Origin of the sequence: Chromobacterium sp. CV08 (assembly GCF_051129845.1) — a bacterium.
In the GTDB taxonomy this organism is placed as follows: Bacteria; Pseudomonadota; Gammaproteobacteria; order Burkholderiales; family Chromobacteriaceae; genus Chromobacterium.
In genome coordinates, this window is record NZ_CP150453.1 from 4,682,352 (window position 1) to 4,704,864 (window position 22,513).

The window sequence follows — 22,513 nt, forward strand, 5'->3', positions numbered from 1 at the left end:
TCGGTCCGCCGCGCGTGTCCTACACCAGCCGCCCGCCCTTCACCCTCAGTCCGCTCAGGGCCAGCTTGCCTATCGCCCCGCCGCTGTGGCCGGCGTGGGTCAGCGCCACCGCCAGCGCGTCGGCGGCGTCGGCCTGCGGCGTGCCGGACAGATTCAGCATCCTGACCACCATGTACTGCACCTGCTCCTTCGGCGCCTTGCCCTGGCCGACCACCGCCTGCTTGACCTGCAGCGCGGTGTATTCGGCCACCGACAGGTCTTTCAACACCAGCGCGGTCATGCAGGCGCCGCGCGCCTGTCCCAGCATCAGCGTGGCCGCCGGGTTGACGTTGACGAAGACCCGCTCCAGCGCCGCCTCGGTCGGCCGGTAGGTGTCGACCACCTGGTGTATGCCTTCGACCAGCACCTTGACCCGCTCCGCCAGCGGCGAGCCGCTCTTGGTGCGAATGGCGCCGGAGGCGACGTAATGGCGCTGGTTGCCGACGACGTCGATGACGCCGAAACCGGTGATCAGGCTGCCCGGATCGATGCCGAGGATGCGCCGCGTCATCGCGCCCAGCCGGCGGCGATGGCGTCGGCCTCCGCCAGCCGCTCCGGCGTGCCGACGTCCAGCCACAGACCGGACTGCACCTCGCCGCGGACGCTGCCGCGATCCATAGCCGCGAGCAGCCAGGGCAGCAGCGGGCTCGCCGCGCCGGGCCTGACGTCGCGGAAGAAGGCCGGGTGGTAGGCGGCCAGGCCGCAGAAGGTGTACGGCGTGTCCCCGTCTCCGCAGGCCGCCACGCGGCCGTCGGCGTAGAGCGTCAGATCGCGGCCGGTCTTGTAGCCGGCCTTGGGCGTCAACACCAGATGCGCCTGCGCGGCGTCGCCGTCCAGGCGGGCGGCCGCCTCGACCAGCCGCGCGACCGGAAAATCGCTCAGCACGTCGCCGTTCAGCACCAGGAAAGGCCGGTCGCCCAACAGCGGCAGCGCGGTGGCGATGCCGCCGGCGGTCTCCAGCGCCTCGCCCTCCGGCGAATAGGCGATGGAGACGCCGAAGCGCGATCCGTCGCCGAGCGCCTGCTCGATCCGTCCGCCCAGCCAGGCATGGTTGATCACCAGCTCGGTGACGCCGGCGCGCGCCAGCCGCTCGATGTGCCACGCGATCAGCGGCTTGCCGCCGGCCGTCAGCAGCGGTTTCGGCGTGTGGTCGGTCAGCGGCCGCATCCGCTCGCCGCGACCGGCGGCCAGTATCATCGCCTTCATTGTCGTTCTCTCATTTCGGGAACAGCCGTTCGGCCGGGAAATCGCCTTCGTTTTCCCAGAATCCGCGCTCGCTGCGCTCGCTCAGCAGCCAGCGGCCGTCCTGCAATTTCAAGCGTCCGTAGCGGACGCGGAAAGTCTGTCCGTCCCACTGGCCGCTGGCCGGGAAATCCGGCGCGCACGACAGCAGCAGGAAGCCGCCACGCGTCTCGCGCCAGTCGCTCTTCAGCGCACGCGCCATCACGAAGGGCTTGGCCTCGTCGCGCCGCGCAGGCCGGACGAAGGTCAGACCGCGCTCGCCGACGGTGAACGGCCTCGCCTCGACGCCGGAGTAGGAGCCGAAGCCGGCGCCATGATTCTCCTCGAGCAGGAAGACCGGTTTGCCGCCGTCGCTGAGCCGGGTGCGCTCCAGCCTGGACAACCGCCCCACCCGCAGCCGCGACAGCTGGCCGCCCCGGCTGTCGTAGATACGCAACTCCGCCTGGGCCAGCGGCGGCTTCGCTTCGTCGTCGCCGTCGGCGCCGTCGTCGAGCCCCTGCGCTCCGACATCCTGGTACAGGCAAAGCTTGAACGATTGCGACTGAAAGCACTGCCGCTGCGCCAGGCCGGCGCCGACGGCGGCCGTCGGCAACAGCAACAGCGGCCACAGGCGGCGCATCAGCCGCCCTTCACGCCGAGCACCGGGTAGCTGGACTGCAGCTCGGCGTCGGTGTCGTCGCGGCCGACCAGGTCGACCAGCAACTGGTAGAACGGCGCCAGCTCGCCGTAGCGGCGCGTGGTGCGCTTCAGATACTTGATGAAGCGCGGGATCTCGGCGCGGTACTTGTCCTTGCCGTCGCGATGATGAAGCCGGGCGAAGATGCCGGCCACCTTCAGGTGGCGCTGCACGCCCATCCACTCGAAGGCGCGGTAGAAATCGTCGAAGGCCTCCGGCACCGGCAGACCGGCTGCGCGGGCCTTCTCCCAGTAGCGGATGGCCAGATCGAGAACGAAGTCCTCCTCCCATTCGATGAAGGCGTCGCGCAGCAGCGATGCCAGGTCGTAGCTGATCGGGCCATGGACCGCGTCCTGGAAGTCCAGCACGCCGGGCGCGCCGGCGGTCAGCATCAGGTTGCGTACGATGAAGTCGCGGTGGACGAAGACCCTGGGCTGGGCCAGCAGCGCCGGCAGCAGCGCCTTGACGCCGGCATCCCACAGCTGGCGCTGGGCCGCGCTCAGCGGCTTGCCCAGCTCCTTCGCGCAGTACCATTCCGGAAACAGTTCCAGCTCGCGCGTCAACAGGGCCGCGTCGTATTCCGGCAGCGCGCCTTCGCGGCTGCCGCGCTGGATCTCGACCAGCGTGTCCAGCGCCTCCAGCAGCAGATGGCGATGCACCAGCGGACGCTCGTCGTGCTGCAGCGCGGCGAGATAGGTGACCTTGCCCAGGTCCTCCAGCACCATGAAGCCCTGATCGCGGTCGCGCAGGTAAATCTCGGGCACTTTCACCATGGAGAAGATGTCTCGCACCTTGACGTAGGCGTCGGTATTGATGTGTTCCGGCGGCGCGTCCATCACGATGCGGCTTGCGCCGTCGGGCCAGATCGCGCGGAAATAGCGGCGGAAGTCGGCGTCGGCGGCGGCGAACTCAACCTGGATTTCGTCGCCAGGGTATTGCTGCGCCAGCCATTTCTTGAGCTGTTCCAGTCTTTGCATGTCGCTTTATCGTGGTGCTGATAGAATTGAGCGATTTTATACTGCCCACAGGGGCCTGTTAACGCTAAATTTAGACGCGGCGCCGATCCGGCCGGCGTCGCCGAGACCGAGCGTCGACAAGCCCGAGCCCACACGATATGGCTTTGTGCATGCCTAGACAAAAACTGAACCCGCTGGCGCTGGCCGTCGCCGCCGCCTTTGCCCTGAACGCCCATGCCGCCCGCGCCGACGACGAGGCGCCGATCGCCGTGCCCACGCCGCCCAAGCAAGAGGGTCAGACCGTGGTCACCGCCGACAATATCGACGGCGAGATGAATGTGATCCTGCACGCCAAGGGCGATGTGGTGGTGACCCGCGACGATCAGAAAGTGGAATCGGACTGGCTGGACTACTACCAGGCGAAAAACCGCGTCAAGGCCGGCGACCGCTTCCGCATGACCCGCGGCGGCGACACGATAGACGGCAGCACGCTCGATTACGATGTCGACAACTACAGCGGCACCGGCATGGACCCGGTATTCTCGATGAAGCGGCAGGACGCGGCGCCGAAGGGCGCCAAGCCGGTGACGATGCGCGGCGACGGCAGCCAGGTGGATTTCCAGGGCCAGAACCAGTACCGCGTCTACGGCAGCCGGATGACCACCTGCGATCCCGGCGACGATGCCTGGTATCTGCACTCGTCCAGCACCGACCTCGACTACAACCGCGGCGTCGGCGTCGCGCACAACGCCTGGATGCAGTTCTACGGCGTGCCCATCCTGTACACGCCGTGGCTGGATTTCCCGCTGAACGGCAACCGCAAGTCCGGCTTCCTCGCGCCGACGTTCAAGACCGGCACCGCCGGCACCGAGTTCGCGATCCCGTATTACTGGAACATCGCGCCGAACTACGACGCCACGATCACGCCGCACTTCAACGACAAGCACGGCAATATGCTGGCCGGCGAGTTCCGCTACCTGCAGCCCGACTACCGCGGCACCATCTATACCGAACAGCTGCCCAACGACAAGGTGACCAACACTTCGCGCTATGCCTGGAGCGCGACGCACAGCCAGAATCTCGGCCACGGCCTGTCGTTCGGCCTGAACTACAACCAGGTGTCCGACAAGACCTATTTCACCGACTTCGGCGACCAGGTGGCGGTCGCCTCCAACGTCAACCTCGACCGCTCGGCCTGGGTCAGCTACAACATGGACTGGACCGGCGGCGGCGCCAACGCGATGCTGCGCGTCCAGCACTATCAGAACCTGACGCTGAATCCGCAGCCGACCGACATCCCGTACGCGCGGATGCCGCAGCTGACGCTGAATGCCAGCCAGAAGCTGCCGTCCGATTTCTCCGCCAGCCTGATCACCGATCTGACCCGCTTCGACCACCCCAGCCTGCAGACCGGCGACCGCTTCGTCGCCTATCCCAGCCTGACGTGGAACTTCGATCGCAGCTGGGGCTTCATCCGCCCGAAGATAGGCGTCAACTTCACCGAATACAATCTGAACGCCTTCCAGGGCCAGCCGCAGGGCACGATCACGCGCACGCTGCCGATATTCAGCACCGACGCCGGCCTGTATTTCGACCGCGAGACGCAGTTCATGGGACGCGACCACCTGATGACGCTGGAACCGCGGCTGTTCTACGTCAACATCCCCAACAAGGATCAGAGCAAGCTTCCGAACTTCGACACCTCGGTCAACGACTTCAACTTCGCCCAGCTGTTCACCGAGAACCGCTTCTCCGGCTACGACCGCATCAACGGCGCCAACGAGATCACCACCGCGCTGACCAGCCGCTTCATCGACCAGAGCAACGGCCTGGAACGGCTGCGCATCGCCATCGGCAAGCGCTACTACTTCAGCCAGCAGGACATCGTGCTGGCCGGCACGCCCGCCCAGGTGACCAATACCGGCAACGACTGGATGCTGTCCGCCGGCGGCGACCTGACCCGCTCGGTGCGGCTGGACAGCGGTTACGAATACAATCCGACCATACAGGCGACGCAGCGCTACGACGTCCGGCTGCGCTACAACCCGGAACCGGGCAAGGTCGCCAGCATCCGCTATCGCTACGGCGTCTACGAGCTGTTGGACGACAACAGCACCTACGGCCCGCTGCGCCAGGTCGACGTGGCCGCGCAATGGCCGATCGCCCGCCGCTGGTACGCCATCGGCCGCTACAATTACTCGCTGATCAGCCGCAAGCCTATTGATCAACTGGCCGGCTTTGAGTACAACGATGGCTGCTGGTCGGCGCGCTTCTATACCCAGCGCTATGTCACCGACCTGACCACGACCCGGAACGCGATATTCTTCCAGCTGGAACTGAAGGGGCTGGGAGCCCTGGGCAGCAACGGCCTGCAAGACACGTTGCGCCTGGCCATTCCCGGCTACACCAAGACTAATGAGCAATAAAGCCTGACCATGAAAAAGACCCTGCTTGTCCTGTTGATTGCCGGCGCCATGCAAGCGGCGCTGGCGGCTCCCGTCTCCCCGGCCCCGGTGCGCGAAGTCGACCGCATCGTCGCCGTGGTCAACAAGAACGTGATCACCTGGCAGGAGCTGCAGGCCCGGGTGGACGAGGCGATCAAGCAACTGCAGGCGCAGAAGGTGACGCCGCCGTCCCGCGACGTGCTGGCGCGCCAGGTGCTGGAGCAGATGATCACCGAAGAGGTGCAGCTGCAATACGCCGCCAGCGGCGGCCTGAAGATAGACGACGCCGCCGTCGACCAGGCGATCGCCAACCTGGCGAAGCAGAACAAGCTGAGCAGCGAGGGCCTGAAGGCCCAGCTGGCCAAGGACGGCATCACGATGGGCCAGCTGCGCGCCGACATCCGCCGCGAGCTGACGATCTCGCGGTTGCGCGACAGCGAGGTCGCCTCGCGGGTATCGGTCAGCGACAGCGAGGTCGACCAGGTGCTGAAGAGCGCGCAGAGCGCCAACCGCACCGAATACCATCTGGCCAGCATCCTGATCAGCGTGCCCGAGCGCGCCGACGCCAAGCAGATCGACGCGCTGTCGCAGAAGGTGCACAAGGCGCTGAGCGAACTCGACGCCGGCCAGCCGTTCGCCAAGGTGTCCGCCACCTACTCCGACGCGCCTAACGCGCTGAAGGGCGGCGACATGGGCTGGCGCAACGCCACCTCGCTGCCGGTGGAGTTCGTGCAGATGCTGGAACAGCTGAAAACCGGCGCGCATACCGACGTGGTCCGCACCCAGCAGGGCTTCTTCATCTTCCAGCTGCAGGACAAGCGCGCCGGCGGCGCGCCGATGATGGTCGAGCAATACCATGTCCGCCACATCCTGATCCGCACCAACGAGGCGGTGTCGGAGTCCGACGCCCGTGCCCGCATCGACCAGGTCCGCGACCGCATCATGCGCGGCGCCAAGTTCGCCGACATGGCCAAGCTGTACTCGGAGGACGGCAGCAACGCCAAGGGCGGCGACCTCGGCTGGGTCAACCTAGGCGATCTGGTGCCGGAGTTCGAGAAGGCGATGGTGGCCCTGCCGGTGGACCAGCTGTCGCAGCCGGTGCGCAGCCCGTTCGGCTGGCATCTGATCCTGGTCGAGGGCCGTCGCAATCAGGACGTTTCCAGCGATCACGAGAAGATGGCGATCAAGCAGCAGATCCGCTCCCGCAAGATGGAGCAGGCCTACGCCGACTGGGTGCGCCAACTGCGCGACTCGGCCTTCGTCGAAGAGCATCTGGACGACAAGTGATGACGGACAGGCCCGTTCTGGCGGTCACCGCCGGCGAACCGGCCGGCATCGGCCCGGACCTGGCGCTGCGGCTGCCTCGGCTGGCCCCCGAGGCCCGCTGCGTCGTGATCGCCGATCGCGGCCTGCTGGCCGGCCGCGCCGCCGCGCTCGGGCTGGACATCGAGCTGGCCGACTACCGCGCAGGCCGCCCTGCGCCGGCCGGCGCGCTGGAAGTGCTGCATGTGCCGCTGGCCGAAACGGCCGAGGCCGGCCGGCTGAATCCGGCCAACGGCCGCTACGTGCTCGCCACGCTGGACGCGGCGATAGACGGCTGCGTATCCGGCGAATTCGCCGCGATGGTGACGGCGCCGGTCCACAAGGGCGTGATCAACGACGCCGGCGTGCCGTTCACCGGCCATACCGAATACCTGGCCGAACGCACCGGGACGAAGAAGGTGGTGATGATGCTGGCCGGCGGCGGCATGCGCGTCGCGCTCGCCACCACCCATTTGCCGCTTCGCGAGGTCGCCGACGCGATCACCGCGCCGCTGCTGTTCGAGGTGATCCGCATCCTGCACGCCGACCTGGTCGGCAAGTTCGGCATAGACGCGCCGCGCATCCTGGTCGCCGGCCTCAATCCGCACGCCGGCGAGAGCGGCCACATGGGGCGCGAGGAAATCGACGTCATCGAACCGGCGCTGGACGCGCTGCGCGCCGAAGGCATCAATCTGGTCGGCCCGCTGCCGGCCGACACGCTGTTCAACCCGGACAAGCTGGCCGCCGCCGACGCGGTGCTGGCGATGTACCACGACCAGGGCCTGCCGGTACTCAAGCACGCCAGCTTCGGCGCAGGCATCAATATCACGCTGGGCCTGCCCATCGTCCGCACCTCGGTCGACCACGGCACGGCGCTGGATCTCGCCGGCAGCGGCCGCGCCGATCCGGGCAGCCTGGTCGAGGCGGTGCGGCTGGCGATGCAGCTGACCGGCCGCTGACGCGCCGGAGCGGCAAGACCGCGCATAGCCAGCGACGCCGCCGCCCCTCCCCCCATCCAGTCATCCGCGCCGGCAGACCGACGGCGCGTCGCCATTCCCGCCGAATAAAATATCCAAATCAATTTCGGCGCGCTCGCCCGTCTCCAGGCGGCAATATCTTGATATCAAGAGGAAAAACCCTGTCCCACGCGTATTTTTCGCATCGCAGCAATTGGGATACACTGACAGGCATTCCTCTAATAAAACCCAGCTTGCGGACAAATGACAGCCATCACCAGCGAACAACGCCTGCGGGAGATCCCGTACAACTACACCTCGTACTCCGATCGCGAAATCATCATCCGCCTGCTCGGCGAACCGATGTGGCAGCTGCTGGACGCCTTGCGCGGCGAACGCAAGACCGGCCGCTCGGCGCGGATGCTGTTCGAGGTGCTCGGCGACATCTGGGTGGTGGACCGCAACCCGTATCTGGTCGACGACCTGCTGGACAATCCGAAGCGCCTGTCGGCGCTGGTCGAGGCGATGCGCCACCGGCTCCACGAAGTGGAAAAGCGCCGCCACGGCAACGGCCGCGTCGAAGAGATGATCGCCGCCGCGCACGCGGCCGTCGACGCCTTCGCCCGCCAGTTCGACGAAACCCGCGAGCTGCGCGCCCGCGTGCTGAAGAAGCTGACCCGGCTGACCCGCCGCGACAACATCCTGTTCGACGGCCTGTCCCGCGTCGCCCACGTCACCGACGCCACCGACTGGCGCGTCGAATACCCGTTCGTCGTGCTGAGCCCGGACAGCGAGGCCGAGATGGCGCCGCTGGTGCGCGCCTGCATCGAGCTGGGCCTGACCATCATCCCGCGCGGCGGCGGCACCGGCTACACCGGCGGCGCGGTGCCGCTGGACCGGATGAGCGCGGTGATCAACACCGAAAAGCTCGACCGCCACCTCGGCGTCGAGCATGTCGAATTGCCCGGCCTAGACGGCCCGCGCGCCACCATCCATTGCGGCGCCGGCGTCGTCACCGCCCGCGTGTCCGAGGCCGCGTCGGCGGCCGGCCTGGTGTTCGCCGTGGACCCGACCTCGGCCGAGGCCTCCTGTATCGGCGGCAATATCGCGATGAACGCCGGCGGCAAGAAGGCCGTGCTGTGGGGCACGACGCTGGACAATCTGGCCAGCTGGAAGATGGTGGACCCGGACGGCCATTGGCAGTTGGTGGAGCGCATCGCCCACAACTACGGCAAGATCCACGACGTCGACGTCGCCCGCTTCCGCGTATCGCGGCTGGCCGACGACGGCGAGACCGTCGAAGCAAGCCGCGAACTGGTCATTCCCGGCAGCGCCTTCCGCAAGGTGGGCCTGGGCAAGGACGTCACCGACAAATTCCTCGCCGGCCTGCCCGGCGTGCAGAAGGAAGGCTGCGACGGCATCATCACCAGCGCCCGCTTCGTGCTGCACAAGATGCCGAAACACACCCGCACCGTCTGCCTGGAGTTCTTCGGCACCGTCGCCGAGGCCACGCCGGCCATCGTCGAGATCACCGACCTGTTCAAGCCGGGCGGCGCCTGCCTGGCCGCAGGCGTGCAGCTGGCCGGCCTGGAGCACCTGGACTGGCGCTATGTGCGCGCCGTCGGCTATGCGACCAAGGCCAAGAGCCGCGGCCGCCCGAAGATGGTGCTGATCGCCGACATCGTCTCCGACGACGAGAACGCCGCCGCCGAGGCCGCCAGCCAGGTGGTGCGCATCGCCAACGCCCGCCACGGCGAGGGCTTCATCGCGGTGACGCCGGAGGCGCGCAAGACCTTCTGGCTGGACCGCAGCCGCACCGCCGCCATCGCCAAGCACACCAATGCGTTCAAGATCAACGAGGACGTGGTGATTCCGCTGCCGCGGCTCGGCGACTACAGCGACGGCATCGAACGGATCAATATCGAGCTGTCCATCGCCAACAAGATCGAGCTGCTGGACACCTTGACCGAGTACTTCCACGGCCGGCTGCCGGTGGACAAGATGGACACCAACCTGCCGTCGGAAGAGCTGATCGGCGACCGGCGCGCCGCCGCGCTGTCGCTGCTGGCCGTCAACCGCGACCGCTGGCAGTGGCTGCTGGACCACATTGACGCGCCGTTCCACGAATACGCCGCCCGCTGGCCTGACGCGCCGCGGGAAGACGCCGCCGCGCGGCCGGACACCGTGTTCCACGCACTGCGCGACTTCGCGCTGCGCGTCAGCTGGAAACGCGAGGTGCTGGCCGAGCTGGAACAGATCTTCTCCGGCAACGCCGCCGCCGGCATCCGCACCGCCATCGGCGAATTGCACAAGCACGTGCTGCGCGGCCGGGTCTTCGTCGCGCTGCACATGCACGCCGGCGACGGCAATGTGCACACCAACCTGCCGGTCAACTCGGACAACTACCGGATGCTGCAGACGGCCCACCGCGCGGTCGAGCGCATCATGGCGCTGGCGCGCGCGCTCGGCGGCGTGATCTCCGGCGAACACGGCATCGGCATCACCAAGCTGGAATTCCTCAGCGACGACGAGATCGGCCCGTTCCGCGACTACAAGAAACAGGTGGACCCGAACGGCCACTTCAACCGCGGCAAGCTGCTGCCTGGCGCAGACCTCGGCCTGGCCTACACGCCGTCGTTCTCGCTGCTGGGCGCCGAGTCGCTGATCCTGGAGCAGTCCGACATCGGCCAGATCAACGACTCGATCAAGGATTGCCTGCGCTGCGGCAAGTGCAAGCCGGTGTGCTCGACCCACGTGCCGCGCGCCAACCTGCTGTACAGCCCGCGCAACAAGATACTCGGCGTCGGCCTGCTGACCGAGGCCTTCCTGTACGAGGAGCAGACCCGCCGCGGCGTCAGCCTCAAGCACTTCGAGGAACTGTCCGACGTGGCCGACCACTGCACGGTCTGCCACCGCTGCGTCAAGCCCTGCCCGGTGAAGATCGATTTCGGCGACGTGTCGGTGGCGATGCGCAACTTCCTCAGGAAGGCCGGCAAGAAGAAGTTCAACCCCGGCACCGCGCTCGGCATGGCCTTCCTGACCGCCAAGGACCCGGCGACGATCAAGACCCTGCGCAGCGGCCTCGTCGGCGTCGGCTACAAGGCGCAGCGCCTCGGCAACAGCGTAGGCAGACGCCTCGGCCTGCTCGCCGGCCAGAAGAAGCAGCCGCCGGCCACCGTCGGCCCGGCGCCGATCAAGCAGCAGGTGATCCACTTCATCAACCGGCCTATGCCGGGCGGCCTGCCGAAGAAGACCGCGCGCGCGCTCTTGGATGTCGAGGATCCGCACATCGTGCCGGTGATACGCAATCCGCAGGCGGCCGAGGACGCCGAGGCGGTGTTCTACTTCCCCGGCTGCGGCTCGGAGAGGCTGTTCAGCCAGGTCGGCCTCGCCACCCAGGCGATGCTGTGGCACGTCGGCGCGCAGACGGTGCTGCCGCCCGGCTATCTGTGCTGCGGCTATCCGCAGACCAGCGCCGGCTACCAGGACAAGGGCGACGCGATCACCACCGAGAACCGCGTGCTGTTCCACCGCGTCGCCAACACGCTGAACTATCTGGACATCAAGACCGTGGTGGTCAGCTGCGGCACCTGCTTCGACCAGCTGGCGCACTATCGCTTCGAGGACATCTTCCCCGGCTGCCGCGTCATCGACATCCACGAGTACCTGATGGAGAAGGGCGTCAAGCTGGACGGCATCCAGGGCCAGCAGTACCTGTACCACGACCCCTGCCACACGCCGATGAAGACGCACCAGCCGCTCAAGGTCGTCAACGAGCTGATGGGCGGCGGCGTGCCGCTGACCGACCGCTGCTGCGGCGAGGCCGGCACCTTCGCCGCCAGCCGGCCCGACATCGCCACCCAGGTCCGCGCGCGCAAGGAAGAGGAGATCAAACGCAATCTGCAGACGCTGACCGGCGGCGAAGCGCCGGCCCAGCCGGTGAAGATCCTGACCTCCTGCCCGTCCTGCCTGCAGGGCCTGTCGCGCTACAACGACGACACCGGCACCGAGGCCGACTACATCGTCGTCGAGATCGCCCGCCACCTGCTCGGCGAGAACTGGCTGCCGGACTACGTGGCCCGCGCCCGCAACGGCGGCATCGAGCGGGTGCTATTGTAAATCCGTTCCCGGCCCTTCCGCCCAGGAAAGGCCGGGGCTTGACCTTGCCCCTGCGGCAAGGTCCACACTGCCTCCATCCATCACGACGCGTTTCGATCGATGCTCACCATCGGACAACTGGCCCGCTGCTACGGCCTCAGCACCAAGACGCTGCGCCACTACGACGGCATCGGCCTGTTCCGCCCGGCGCTGACCGGCCGCGACAACGGCTACCGCTACTACCTGCCTGCGCAGGTCGAGGAGCTGGGCCGCATCGTCATGCTGCGCGAGCTTGGCCTGCCGCTGGACGAGATCGCCAGGCTGCTGCCGGCCGACGACGCGGCGCTGCGCCGCGCGCTGCGGGAACACGCGGCGCGGCTTCGGGGCGAGATCGAAACGCGGCGCGAGCGGATCGCTCGCATCGAGCGCCACCTCGACCAGACCGAACGGAGCCAGACCGCCATGCAAACACCCGACATCGTCACCCTGCCCGCCTTCCGCGTCATCGGCCTCGCCTGGAGCCCCCAGGACGAAGGCGACATCCCATCGATGTGGCAGCGCTTCCTCGTCCGCGAACACGAGATCGCCGACGCCCGCCCCGGCAGCAGTTACGGCCTGTGCCAGCCGCTGCCCGACGGCGGCTGGCGCTACCTCGCCGCCCTGCAGGCCGAGGCGGACGCGCCGGTGCCGGACGGCATGGCGGCGGTCGACGTTCCCGCCCAGCGCTATGCCCGATTCCGCCACGTCGGCCCGGTGGACGGCCTTCCGGCCACCTTCCGCGCCATCCATGGCAGCTGGCTGCCGGCGGCCGGCCTGGAGCCGGTGGACGGCATAGAATTCGAATACATGGACGAGCGCTTCATCGCGCCTGACCACCCGGACTCGCTGACCGAGCTGTACATCCCGATCCGCTGACCGATTGCACAGTAGGCCGGGATCGGCGACAGCCGCTGCCGGCCCCTCCGCGCCAAGGGCCCGCCCCCCTCGCGATGCTTGTCCCCCGGTCTCCGGGGCCTTCCCGGCCGACGTCCCGCAATGCCGACGATACCCGTTTTTCTGCGCCGGCCAAGCCGGTGCGCGAGTGACGGCTTGGCGCGATGCGCGTAGCATCCTAGGCTGAAAGCCTGTTACCGGTTTTCAGCCATCCGCCACTCTCCTTACGGAGGAGCCGCGTGCCCGCACCATTCGCGCCTTACCGCCTGGTCGTCACCGTCACGCTGCTGCTTCTGGGCGGTATCCTGCTGAATGCCGCGCTGTATTATCACCAGACCAGCGACGACATCAGCCGCAGCCTGGTGGAACAGGATTTGCCGCTGTCCGGCGACTCCGTCATGTCGGAGATAGACCAGGGCATACTGCGGCCCTTGTCGGTCGCGGAGCTGATGGCCCGCGACACCTTCCTGCTGGACTGGCTGCGGCAGGGCGAAATCGACCCGGCGCGCGCCAGCCGCTACCTCTCGACGATCGACGGCCGCTACGGCATCAGCGGCAGCTTCCTGGTGTCCGAGCGCACGCATCGCTACTACTACGCGCGCGGCGTGCTGAAGACCGTCTCGGCCAACGACCCGTCAGACAGCTGGTACTTCCGCAGCAGCCGGATGCGCGAGCCGCACGAGATCAATATCGACTGGGACATGACCAATGGCGGCAAGGCCACCATCTTCATCAACCAGCGCGTCGTCGACGCGCAGGGGAAGCTGCTCGGCGTCATCGGCGTCGGCCTGGAACTGGACAGGCTGCGCGCGCGGCTGGCCGAATACGAGCGGCGCCTGCAGCGGCGGATCTACTTCATAGATCGGGACGGCCGCATCATGCTGGACAGCGCGCCGCGACCCCAGCGGCGGCTGCAGGACCTGCCGGGCCTGGCCGGCCTCGCCGACGCGATACTGGCCGGCGGCGAACAGCCGCAGCGGCTGGAATACCGGCTGAACGACAAGCGCTACCTGCTGAGCAGCCGGCTGTTGCCGGAATTGGGCTGGCGCCTGCTGGTGGAGCAGGACGAGACCGGCCCGTTGCAGAAGCTGCACCGCCGGCTGCTGGCCAATCTGGCGATCAATTCCGCCATCCTGCTGCTGGTGGTGCTGACGGTGCTGGCGACGCTGCACCGCCATCAGGACAGGCTGCGCCAGCTGGCCACCACCGACCAGCTGACCGGCTGTCTGAACCGGCTGGCCTTCCTGGAACTGCTGCCCGGCTGGCTTCGCCATTGCCAGCGCATCGGCGCCCGGCCCCTGCTGCAGATACTCGACATCGACCATTTCAAGCAGGTCAACGATCAACACGGCCACCAGGTCGGCGACCAGCTGCTGCGCGAAATCACCGAGCTGCTGCGTTCCCAGCTGCGCGGCAATGATCTGCTGATCCGCTGGGGCGGCGAGGAATTCGTCGTACTGTCGGCGAGCTACGGCGACGACGACGCGCTGGCGGAACGGCTGCGCCTGGCGGTGTCGCGCCACGTCATGCACGCGGCGGCCGGCCCCGTCCACATCACCGTCAGCATAGGCCTGTGCCAGTGGCTGGAGCCGGAGACGCTGGAATCGGCGGTGTCTCGCGCCGACAAGGCGCTGTACGCGGCCAAACAGGGCGGCCGCAACCGCGTCTGCCGCGCCGAACCGGCAAGCGTGTCCGGCATCGAAGGCTCGGCGAAGACATGATAAATGATTACAATGTGGACTTTCTCCGCGAGACCCTACGATGTCCACTCTTCGCCTGCTCGTTCCCGACGACTATCAGAACATCGTCCCGCAACTCGCCGAACTGCATCGCCATCCGGCCGTCGTCTGCCGCGGCGTCGGCGACCTGTCCCGGCTGCCGGACGCCGACGCCGCGCTGGCCGAGGCCGACGCGCTGCTGCTGATACGCGAGCGTACCGTCGTCGACGCGGCGCTGCTGGCGCGCATGCCTCGGCTGAAGCTGGTCAGCCAGACCGGCAAGCTGGCGCGCAATATCGACGTCGACGCCTGCAGCCGCGCCGGCGTCGCCGTCGTGGAAGGCAGCGGTTCGCCGTACGCGCCGGCCGAGTTGACCTGGCTGTTGATCATGGCCGCGCGCCGCCGTCTGCTGGAATCGGTGGACAGCCTGCGCCGCGGCGACTGGCAGGGACCGGCCGGCCGGGTCGTGCGCGACGCCACGCTGGGCATACTCGGCTTCGGCAAGATAGGCAAGCTGGTGGCCGGCTACGGCCGCGCCTTCGGCATGCGGGTGCTGGTCTGGGGCAGCGAGCGCGCCCGCGACGAGGCGCTGGCGCTCGGCTACCGGGCCGCCGCCAGCCGCGAGGCCTTCTTCGCCGAGGCCGACGTCGTTTCGCTGCACCAGCGGCTGGTCCCGGCCACCGCCGGCAATGTCGGCCCGGCCGATCTCGCGGCGATGAAGCCGGACGCGCTGCTGGTCAACACCAGCCGCGCCGAGCTGATCGCACCCGGCGCGCTGCAGGCGGCGCTGGACGCCGGGCGCCCCGGCTTCGCCGCGCTCGACGTGTTCGAGCGGGAGCCGGTCTACGACACGGCCCACCCGCTCTTCGGCCGTCCCAATGTGATGTGCACCCCGCACCTCGGCTACGCCGAGGAGACCAGCTACCGCCAGTACCTGGAGATCGCCTGCGACAACGCGCTGCGTTTCTTCAACGGCGACACCGCCCACGTGCTGAATCCCGAAGTCCTGGGCTGAACGCCCGCCCCCCCCTCGCCACAGGAGAACAAGCATGTCCGATACCGCCCTGCTGATCATCGATGTCCAGGTCGGCGTAGTCGAAGGAGAACTGCGCGCCGCCCGCCTCGACGCCGTGCTCGACAATCTCAACCTCGCCATCGCCAAGGCCCGCCAGCGCGGCATGCCGGTGATTTTCGTCCAGCACGAGGAGGACGACCTGCCGCGCGGCTCCGACGCCTGGCAGCTGCATCCCGGGCTCGCGCGCCGGGATGGCGATCCCATCGTCTACAAACGCTACGGCGACAGCTTCTGCGAAACCGATCTGGCGCAACTGCTGTCGGCGCAGGGCGCAAGCAAGCTGTGGGTAGGCGGCGCCGCCACCGATTTCTGCGTCGACAGCACCTTGCGCAACGCGGTGTCGCGCGGCTATCAGGTCACCGCCATCGCCGACGGCCATACCACGCTCAGCGCCTTCGCGCTCAGCGGCGAGCAGGTGGTCGACCACTTCAATGCCGTCTGGCGCGCGTCCAGCGCCACGCCGCAGCCTCTGCGGGTGCTGCCGGCGGCCGAGCTGTGACACCCGGGCCGTGGCAATGAAAAACGGCGGGGCATGCCCCGCCGTTTTCCCGTCCGCGCCCGCCTACTTCTTCATCGCCTTGGCTTTCGCCGCCGCCGCGCGGCGCTGGGCGGCGGTCGCCGCATCCAGCCTCACCTCGGCGCTGGTCTTCAGCAGCGTCGCCTGCGCATCGTCGCCGTCCAGCGACCAGCTGAACACGCCGCCAAGCTGCTGCGAGCGCACGTAATCCAGCTTGCCGCGGATGGTGGCCGGGTCGTCGTAGCTCCAGAACTCGTTGCCGTCGTAAGTCCACAGCTGCTTGGCCACCGGGCTGTTGAACTGCTTCGCGCTGCGGGTCACCAGCACGCGGTAGTCCTCTATGCCCTGCTCGTAAGTCCCCTTGGCCGGACCGGTGGCCACCTGGTACAGGCCGTCGCCCTTCGGACCGGCGGCGACGCCGGCCCAGCCGCGACCGTAGAACGGCAGGCCCACATTGATCTTGGCACGCGGCACGCCGGCGCCCACCAGGGTCTTCACCGCGTCGTCGACGGTATAGTAGACCTGGTCGCCGGTCACCGGCGCGGCCGGATCGCGATAGAGGTTGGACTGGAAGTTGGTCGGCCCCTTGGCATCCCAGCCGCCGTGGAAGTCGTAGGTCATCACGTTGATCCAGTCGAGATAGGCGCTGTAGGCCGCCGGCTCGGTGTTGCGGATCTTGTCGACGCCGGAGCCGATCGCGGCGGTCAGGTAGTAGCGGCGCTTGTTCTGCGTCGACAGCGCGTTCAGCTGATTGCGGAACTCGGCCATCAGCAGCGTGTAGTTCTGCTTGTCGTTGGGATCGACGGTATTGGTCGGCAGGCCGCCGCCGCCCGGGTATTCCCAGTCGATGTCGAAGCCGTCGAACACGCCCAGCGCCGCGGCCTGTCCGCCGGCGCTCTCGCCCACCGGCAGGTTGCCCTTGATGTAGAGGTCTATGCACGAGCTCACCATCGCCTTGCGGCCGGCGTCGGTGGCCGCGAACTTGCCGAAGTTCTTCGACCAGGTCCAGCCGCCCAGCGAGATCAGCACCTTCAGCGAAGGATTGGCCAGCTTCAGCTTGCGCAGCTGGTTGAAATTGCCGCGCAGCGGATCGTTCCAGCTGTCTGCCTTGCCGTCCACCGACTCGTTGGCGGCGAAGGAGCGCTGGTAGTCGGCCCAGGCGTCGCCGCCATCGCCGTTGCCGTTCTCGGCGCGGGTGACCATGCCGCACTTGCCGTCGGCGTAGACATTGCCGAAGGCGTAGTTCAGGAAGGTCAGCTGCTTGTCGCCGCCGGCCTTGACCAGGTTGGCGACCTTGTAGTTGCGGTCGTAGATGCCCCATTGGGTGAAGTAGGAACCGACATGGCGGCCGACGGTGGGCTTGGGCTCGGGCGGCACGCCGCTGCCAGGCTGGCCCGGCTGGCTCGGATCGCCGGGCGTGCACTCGCTGGCCGGACGCTGCTGCCAGGCGCCCCACTGGCTGCTTCCCGGCTGTTCGCCCTGGGTCCACCAGCTGGCACGCCAGGTCTGGCCGTTGAAGGTGGCGTAGTCGCCGGCGTTATAGACCTGGCTGCTGCTCCAGGGCGAGCACGAAGGCGCGGCCCAGGCAGCCTGGGCCAGCGCGAAAGCGGCGCCGACGGCCAACAGCGCGCGGGACAACGGGAAGTTCAGCATGGTGTTTCTCCTCTTCTTGGACTGGATGGAAGGCAGAGGGCGATTCGCTCTTGCCGATGCAATCACCAGCATGAGCGGCTCACGTGGTATTACATTGGTATCAGAATCGAATATCCAGATCGGAATACAAGAAGAGAACCAATCACCTGTCATTTTTAACAGGTTTTTACTATCCAAACCGACATATACGCAACAGAAAATTAAAAATGCCGGCCAAAATAAAAAGGAGGCTCAGCCTCCTTTCTCTCGCATCCGGCGATGACCGGGCCCGTCGGGCCGCCTTACTTCGGATTGTGATGCTTCTTGTGGCCGTGATGATGGTGCTTGTGGTGCTTCTTGGCGGCCTGGGCCTTTTGCGCGGCCGGGGCCGAGCTGGCCTTCTTCGCGTGGTGCTTCTTGTGATGCTTGTGGTGCTTGGCAGGCGCGGCGGCCTTGGCGGCCGGAGCGGAGGCGTCGGCGGCGTAGGTGGCGGCGGAACCCAGGCCCAGAGCGGCGGCCAGCAGAAGGGCGGTCAGTTTTTTCATGGTCATGCTCCCGAATCCGAGTGTGGGGATCTTGTTCCGGGGCGCCGTTTCCGGCGTCCTTGAATCCATGTTAGGCAGACCGCCCCATCGCGTCTGTGAGGCCTGTGTAAGCGGGTGTAACCAATCGTAATGTCAGCGGTCCGATTCCGCCTCGGCAGGCGTCGGCGGGATCAGCGTCACCAGGAGCTGGTCTATCCGGTAGTTGTCGATGTCGACCACCTCGAATTTGTAGCCCTCGTATTCGACGCTGTCGGTGCGCTTCGGAATCTTGCGCAGCATATACATCATGAAGCCGGCGATGGTCTCGTAGTTCTCGTCGTCCGGGAATGACTCGATGTCCAGCGCACGCAGCACGTCCTCGACCGGCGTCGCGCCATCGACCAGCCAGGAGCGCTCGTCGCGGCGCACCACCTGCTCCTCCTGGAACTGGTTGACCAGATCGCCCATCACCGTGCTCATCACGTCGTTCAGCGTGATCACGCCGACCACCAGCGCGTACTCGTTCATCACCACCGCGAAATCCTCGCGCGAGGCCTTGAAGCGTTCCAACAGCTCGGACAGCGTCAGCGTGTCCGGAATGATCAGCACATTGCGTATCGTCAGCTCGCGCTTCATCGACAGGCTCTGCTGGTTGATCAGCCGCATCAGGATGTCCTTGGAATCGACATAGCCGATCACCGAGTCGATCACGCCGTCGCAGACCAGGAACTTGGTGTGCGGGTGCTCGGCGATCTTCTGCTTGATGCTGGACTCGTCCTCGTGCAGCGTGAAATAGATGATGCTCTCGCGCGCCGTCATCGACGACGGCACCGTGCGGCTCTCCAGCTCGAACACGTTCTCGATCAGGTGGTGTTCCTTCTGCTGCAGCACCCCGGCTTCGGCGCCCGCGTCCATCATCGCCAGCAAGTCGTCCGGCGTCAGGTCCTCGGGCCGCGCCGTCGGCACGCCGAACAGGCGGAAGAACACATTGGCCAGGCCGTTGAACAGCCACACCAGCGGCCGGAACAGCTGCACGCAGAACATCATCGGCCGCACCACCAGCAGCGCGATGCGCTCCGGCGCCACCATGCCCAGCCGCTTCGGCATCAGGTCGGCGAACAGCACGAACAGCGAGGTCACGCACAGGAAGGACAGCATGAAGCTCAGATGCTCGACCCAGCCGGCCGGCGTCATCAGGTGCAGCATCGTGGCGAAGTACGGCGTGAACGCCGCCTCGCCCAGGATGCCGGCCAGGATGGCCACGGCGTTCAGGCCTATCTGCACCACGGTGAAGAAGTGGCCCGGCTGCTGCTGCAGCTCCAGCACCCGCGCGGCATTGCCGTCGCCCTCCTCCGCCAGCTGCCGCAGCTTGATCTTGCGCGCGGCGGCCAGCGAGATTTCCGATACCGAGAAAAAGGCGCTGGCGGCGATCAGGACGGCAATGACAAATAGGCTGTTGACGAAACTCACGGCGATTCCCAGGCGGTTCTTGCGGTCGGAAAACGGCACGCCGGCATGCGCGCGGCGGACGGACAATCGTTTTAGTATAACAGACGCTTTGCCCTGCCCTGTTGACGCCGCTGCGCGTAGAATCAACAACCTCTTATCAATCGGAGCGTAACATGGCATGCGAACTCTGCGGCGAGCCGAAAGGCGAGCTGCTGCACCAGGACGACAAGCTGCGGGTGCTGCTGGTCGACGAGGCCGGCTATCCGGGCTTCTGCCGCGTGATCTGGCGCGGCCACGTCGCCGAAATGACCGATCTGGACGCGGCTGACCGGGCGCATCTGATGGACTGGGTCTATCGCGTGGAAGCGGCGCTGCGGACGGTGATGCGGCCGGCCAAGATCAATCTGGCCAGCCTCGGCAATATGGTGCCGCACCTGCACTGGCACGTGATCCCGCGCTTCGCCGACGACGCCCATTTCCCCAGTCCGATCTGGGCCGCGCCGCGGCGCGACGGCGCCGACCACGGCCGGCCCGGACTGGCCGAAGCGCTGCGCGCGGCGCTGGCGGCCTGAGCGGGCGCGGCTTGCCAAACGCCGCCGCCTGCCGCTAGGCTGGGGACTTTCCCCTCGCTCAGGGCTCCACCATGTACACCACGCTGATCACGCCCGAACAACTGGCCGGCCTCGACGCCGACCGGCTGGTGCTGCTGGACTGCCGCTTCCAGCTGGACAACCCCGACTACGGCCACGCCGCCTACGAGCAGGGCCACCTCCCCGGCGCCCACTACCTGCATCTGGACTACCACCTGTCCGGCAGCAAGAACGGCCGCAACGGCCGCCATCCGCTGCCGGACGGCCAGCGGCTGGCGGTGGACCTCGGCGCGATAGGCGTCGACGAACATGCCCAGGTCGTCGCCTACGACGACGGCAGCGGCCAGTACGCGGCGCGCGCCTGGTGGCTGCTGCGCTGGCTGGGACACGAAAACGCCGCGGTGCTGGACGGCGGCCTCGCCGCCTGGAAAGCCGCCGGCTTCGCCGTCGACACCGAGGCGCCCGGCCGGCGCTCGCGCCGCTTCGCCATCCGTCCGGCCCTGGTTGGCGCGGTCGACGCCGACGCCGTGCTGGCCAATCTGGAAACGCCGTCGTTCACCGTCGTCGACGCCCGCAGCGCCGAGCGCTTCCGCGGCGTCGGCGAAACGGTGGACCCGGTGGCCGGCCACATCCCCGGCGCGGCCAACCGCTTCTTCATGAACAATCTGGCCGGCGACCAGCGCTTCAAGCCGGCGGAGCAGTTGCGCGCCGAATGGGAGGCGCTGCTCGGGACCGGCTTCGACCCGGCAGCCGTCGTCCACCAGTGCGGCTCCGGCGTCACCGCCTGCCACAATCTGCTGTCCATGGAGATCGCCGGCTACGCCGGCAGCCGGCTGTACCCGGGCTCGTGGAGCGAGTGGTGCAGCGATCCGGCGCGGCCGGTCGCGCGCTGAGCCCCCTCTCCGTCAAAGGAAGAAGGACAGAGGGAGAGGGGCGGCCTCACCCCAGGATCAGACGCTGCAACAGACGCTGGCCGGCCGGCCAGCTGCCGAGGCCGGCCCGGCTGCCGATATGGCCGCAGGCGCCGACGTCGTGGAGCGCCGCGCCCCAGTCCGCCGCCATCCGGGCTGCCGCCTCGAAGCCGCAGAACGGATCGTCGCGGCTGGCGGCGACGATGGCCGGCGCCGGCAAGCGCTGCGCCAGCGGCGCCTCGAAGCCGGAAAAGGCCGGCAACGGCGCGCCGGCCGGCAACTCGCCGCTCGCGCGCGCCACCGCTTCGGCGATGGGCAGATCCGGCGGCGCCACCAGCAGCACGCCCTTCACCGCGCGCTGCTGCTGCAGCGAAGCCTGCAACAGCCAGGCGACGGCGGTGTGACAGCCCAGGCTGTGGGCAGCGATGACCAGCTTGCCCGGCATGCCGGCGACGGCGGCGGACAAGCCCGCCACCCACTCGGCGCGATCCGGATACAGCCAGTCGCGCTGCGCGACGCGGCGCGCCAGCGGATAGGTCCTCTCCCAATAGCCGTGCCAGTGCGCGTCGCCGGAGCCGCCCCAGCCCGGCACCGTCAGCAGCGTGACGTCATCGTCGTCCCACATCACAACGCCCGCCGGTAATCGACGATCAGCGGCGCGTGGTCGGAGAATTTCTCGTCCTTGTAGACGCTGGAGGATTCGGCCAGCTCCATCAGCGACGGCGTGACGATCTGGTAGTCGATACGCCAGCCGACGTCCTTGGCATAGGCCTGGCCGCGGTTGCTCCACCAGGTGTAGCCCGGCGCCTCCGGATACAGATTGCGCCAGACGTCGCGCCAGCCGACGCGCCCCAGGAGGTCGGTCATCCACGCGCGCTCCTCCGGCAGGAAGCCGGAATTCTTCAGATTGCCCTTCCAGTTCTTCAGGTCTATCTCGTTGTGGGCGATGTTCCAGTCGCCGCAGATCACGATGTCGCGGCCGTCGGCCCGCAGCTTTTCCAGGTGCGGCATGAAGACGTCGAGGAAGTCGAACTTCACCTGCTGGCGCTCGTCGCTGCTGGAGCCGGACGGCAGATACAGCGACACCACCGACAATTTGCCGAAATCCAGCTGCAGGAAGCGGCCCTCGGCATCGATCCAGTCGACGCCCAGCCCCTCGACCACCGCGTCCGGCTGGTGCCGGGTGTACAGGCCCACGCCGCTGTAGCCCTTCTTCTCGGCATAGTGGAAATAACCGGCCAGCCCGTCCGGATTGCGCATGCGCTCGGACAGGTCACCGGCCTGCGCCTTCAGTTCCTGCACGCAGACGAAATCGGCGTTGATGGTGGCCAGCCAATCGAAGAAGCCCTTCTTGTCCGCCGAGCGGATGCCATTGAGGTTGGCGGAAACGATTCGAAGCATTGTGTCTCCCGTGCTATGCTTGCGGCGGTTTTTTTCAGCCGTTCAAACAG

The 22,513-nt window shown here is 67.4% G+C and carries 20 protein-coding genes; 11 read left to right on the forward strand and 9 right to left on the reverse strand.

Translation table 11 applies throughout. The features are described from left to right. Positions 1–19: 19 nt before the first annotated feature. From ruvC to amgK, 4 genes are read right to left on the reverse strand one after another with little or no spacing between them, the layout of a single operon-like run. Positions 20–550: a crossover junction endodeoxyribonuclease RuvC gene (gene ruvC, locus WNM05_RS21420; protein WP_434630831.1), complete on the reverse strand. Its 531-nt coding sequence runs from the start codon at positions 548–550 to the stop codon at positions 20–22. Beyond that, positions 547–1,245 (reverse strand): N-acetylmuramate alpha-1-phosphate uridylyltransferase MurU, encoded by a 699-nt coding sequence (murU, locus tag WNM05_RS21425; RefSeq protein ID WP_434630834.1) that lies wholly within the window; start codon positions 1,243–1,245, stop codon positions 547–549. The genes ruvC and murU overlap by 4 nt, the downstream gene beginning before the upstream one ends. A gap of 10 nt (positions 1,246–1,255) precedes the next feature. Next, positions 1,256–1,900: a hypothetical protein gene (locus WNM05_RS21430; RefSeq protein ID WP_434630837.1), complete on the reverse strand. Its 645-nt coding sequence runs from the start codon at positions 1,898–1,900 to the stop codon at positions 1,256–1,258. Continuing rightward, positions 1,900–2,934: an N-acetylmuramate/N-acetylglucosamine kinase AmgK gene (gene amgK / locus WNM05_RS21435; protein ID WP_434630840.1), complete on the reverse strand. Its 1,035-nt coding sequence runs from the start codon at positions 2,932–2,934 to the stop codon at positions 1,900–1,902. The genes WNM05_RS21430 and amgK overlap by 1 nt, the downstream gene beginning before the upstream one ends. Positions 2,935–3,083: 149 nt before the next feature. Between amgK and WNM05_RS21440 the strand changes: the two genes are divergently transcribed. The 8 genes from WNM05_RS21440 to WNM05_RS21475 all read left to right on the forward strand — a co-directional run bounded on the left by WNM05_RS21440 (position 3,084) and on the right by WNM05_RS21475 (position 15,938). Further along, positions 3,084–5,339, forward strand: a complete 2,256-nt coding sequence (locus tag WNM05_RS21440; protein WP_434630843.1) for an LPS-assembly protein LptD — start codon at positions 3,084–3,086, stop codon at positions 5,337–5,339. 9 nt (positions 5,340–5,348) lie between these two features. After that, positions 5,349–6,644, forward strand: a complete 1,296-nt coding sequence (locus WNM05_RS21445) for a peptidylprolyl isomerase (protein WP_434630845.1) — start codon at positions 5,349–5,351, stop codon at positions 6,642–6,644. After that, on the forward strand, positions 6,644–7,618 hold the full coding sequence (pdxA, locus tag WNM05_RS21450) for a 4-hydroxythreonine-4-phosphate dehydrogenase PdxA (RefSeq protein ID WP_434630848.1): 975 nt from the start codon (positions 6,644–6,646) through the stop codon (positions 7,616–7,618). The genes WNM05_RS21445 and pdxA overlap by 1 nt, the downstream gene beginning before the upstream one ends. A 261-nt stretch (positions 7,619–7,879) precedes the next feature. Continuing rightward, a complete protein-coding gene (locus WNM05_RS21455) occupies positions 7,880–11,734 on the forward strand; it encodes a DUF3683 domain-containing protein (RefSeq protein ID WP_434630851.1) in 3,855 nt (1,284 codons plus the stop codon). A 99-nt stretch (positions 11,735–11,833) separates the two neighbouring features. Then, positions 11,834–12,628 (forward strand): MerR family transcriptional regulator, encoded by a 795-nt coding sequence (locus WNM05_RS21460; RefSeq protein WP_434630854.1) that lies wholly within the window; start codon positions 11,834–11,836, stop codon positions 12,626–12,628. 257 nt (positions 12,629–12,885) lie between these two features. Beyond that, positions 12,886–14,367 (forward strand): sensor domain-containing diguanylate cyclase, encoded by a 1,482-nt coding sequence (locus WNM05_RS21465; protein WP_434630857.1) that lies wholly within the window; start codon positions 12,886–12,888, stop codon positions 14,365–14,367. Positions 14,368–14,407: 40 nt separating this feature from the next. Beyond that, positions 14,408–15,379: a D-2-hydroxyacid dehydrogenase family protein gene (locus WNM05_RS21470; protein ID WP_434630860.1), complete on the forward strand. Its 972-nt coding sequence runs from the start codon at positions 14,408–14,410 to the stop codon at positions 15,377–15,379. 34 nt (positions 15,380–15,413) lie between these two features. Further along, positions 15,414–15,938 carry a cysteine hydrolase family protein gene (locus WNM05_RS21475; RefSeq protein ID WP_434630863.1) on the forward strand — a complete coding sequence of 175 codons (525 nt, stop codon included), beginning with the start codon at positions 15,414–15,416 and terminating at the stop codon, positions 15,936–15,938. A 63-nt stretch (positions 15,939–16,001) separates the two neighbouring features. On the opposite strand, the gene WNM05_RS21480 is transcribed toward WNM05_RS21475, so the two are convergent. Next, positions 16,002–17,609: a glycosyl hydrolase family 18 protein gene (locus WNM05_RS21480; protein ID WP_434630866.1), complete on the reverse strand. Its 1,608-nt coding sequence runs from the start codon at positions 17,607–17,609 to the stop codon at positions 16,002–16,004. Between WNM05_RS21480 and WNM05_RS21485 the strand changes: the two genes are divergently transcribed. Next, on the forward strand, positions 17,608–17,871 hold the full coding sequence (locus WNM05_RS21485) for a hypothetical protein (RefSeq protein ID WP_434630869.1): 264 nt from the start codon (positions 17,608–17,610) through the stop codon (positions 17,869–17,871). The genes WNM05_RS21480 and WNM05_RS21485 overlap by 2 nt on opposite strands. Before the next feature lie 19 nt (positions 17,872–17,890). On the opposite strand, the gene WNM05_RS21490 is transcribed toward WNM05_RS21485, so the two are convergent. Further along, positions 17,891–18,133, reverse strand: coding sequence for a hypothetical protein (locus WNM05_RS21490; protein WP_434630872.1), 243 nt, complete (start codon positions 18,131–18,133; stop codon positions 17,891–17,893). A gap of 132 nt (positions 18,134–18,265) precedes the next feature. Then, a complete protein-coding gene (locus tag WNM05_RS21495; protein WP_434630875.1) occupies positions 18,266–19,582 on the reverse strand; it encodes a hemolysin family protein in 1,317 nt (438 codons plus the stop codon). 152 nt (positions 19,583–19,734) lie between these two features. Here WNM05_RS21495 and WNM05_RS21500 point away from each other — a divergent pair, with 152 nt between their 5' ends. Together WNM05_RS21500 and WNM05_RS21505 are read left to right on the forward strand one after the other, a co-directional pair. Then, a complete protein-coding gene (locus WNM05_RS21500) occupies positions 19,735–20,133 on the forward strand; it encodes an HIT family protein (protein WP_434630878.1) in 399 nt (132 codons plus the stop codon). A 71-nt stretch (positions 20,134–20,204) separates the two neighbouring features. After that, complete coding sequence (locus tag WNM05_RS21505) at positions 20,205–21,044, forward strand: sulfurtransferase (RefSeq protein WP_434630880.1); 840 nt, start codon at positions 20,205–20,207, stop codon at positions 21,042–21,044. Between the two features lie 46 nt (positions 21,045–21,090). On the opposite strand, the gene WNM05_RS21510 is transcribed toward WNM05_RS21505, so the two are convergent. After that, entirely contained in the window at positions 21,091–21,687 is a 597-nt protein-coding gene (locus WNM05_RS21510; protein WP_434630883.1) for an alpha/beta hydrolase, read from the reverse strand. Beyond that, entirely contained in the window at positions 21,687–22,463 is a 777-nt protein-coding gene (locus WNM05_RS21515; RefSeq protein ID WP_434630886.1) for an exodeoxyribonuclease III, read from the reverse strand. Before WNM05_RS21515 ends, WNM05_RS21510 begins: the two co-directional genes overlap by 1 nt. Positions 22,464–22,513 lie beyond the last annotated feature (50 nt).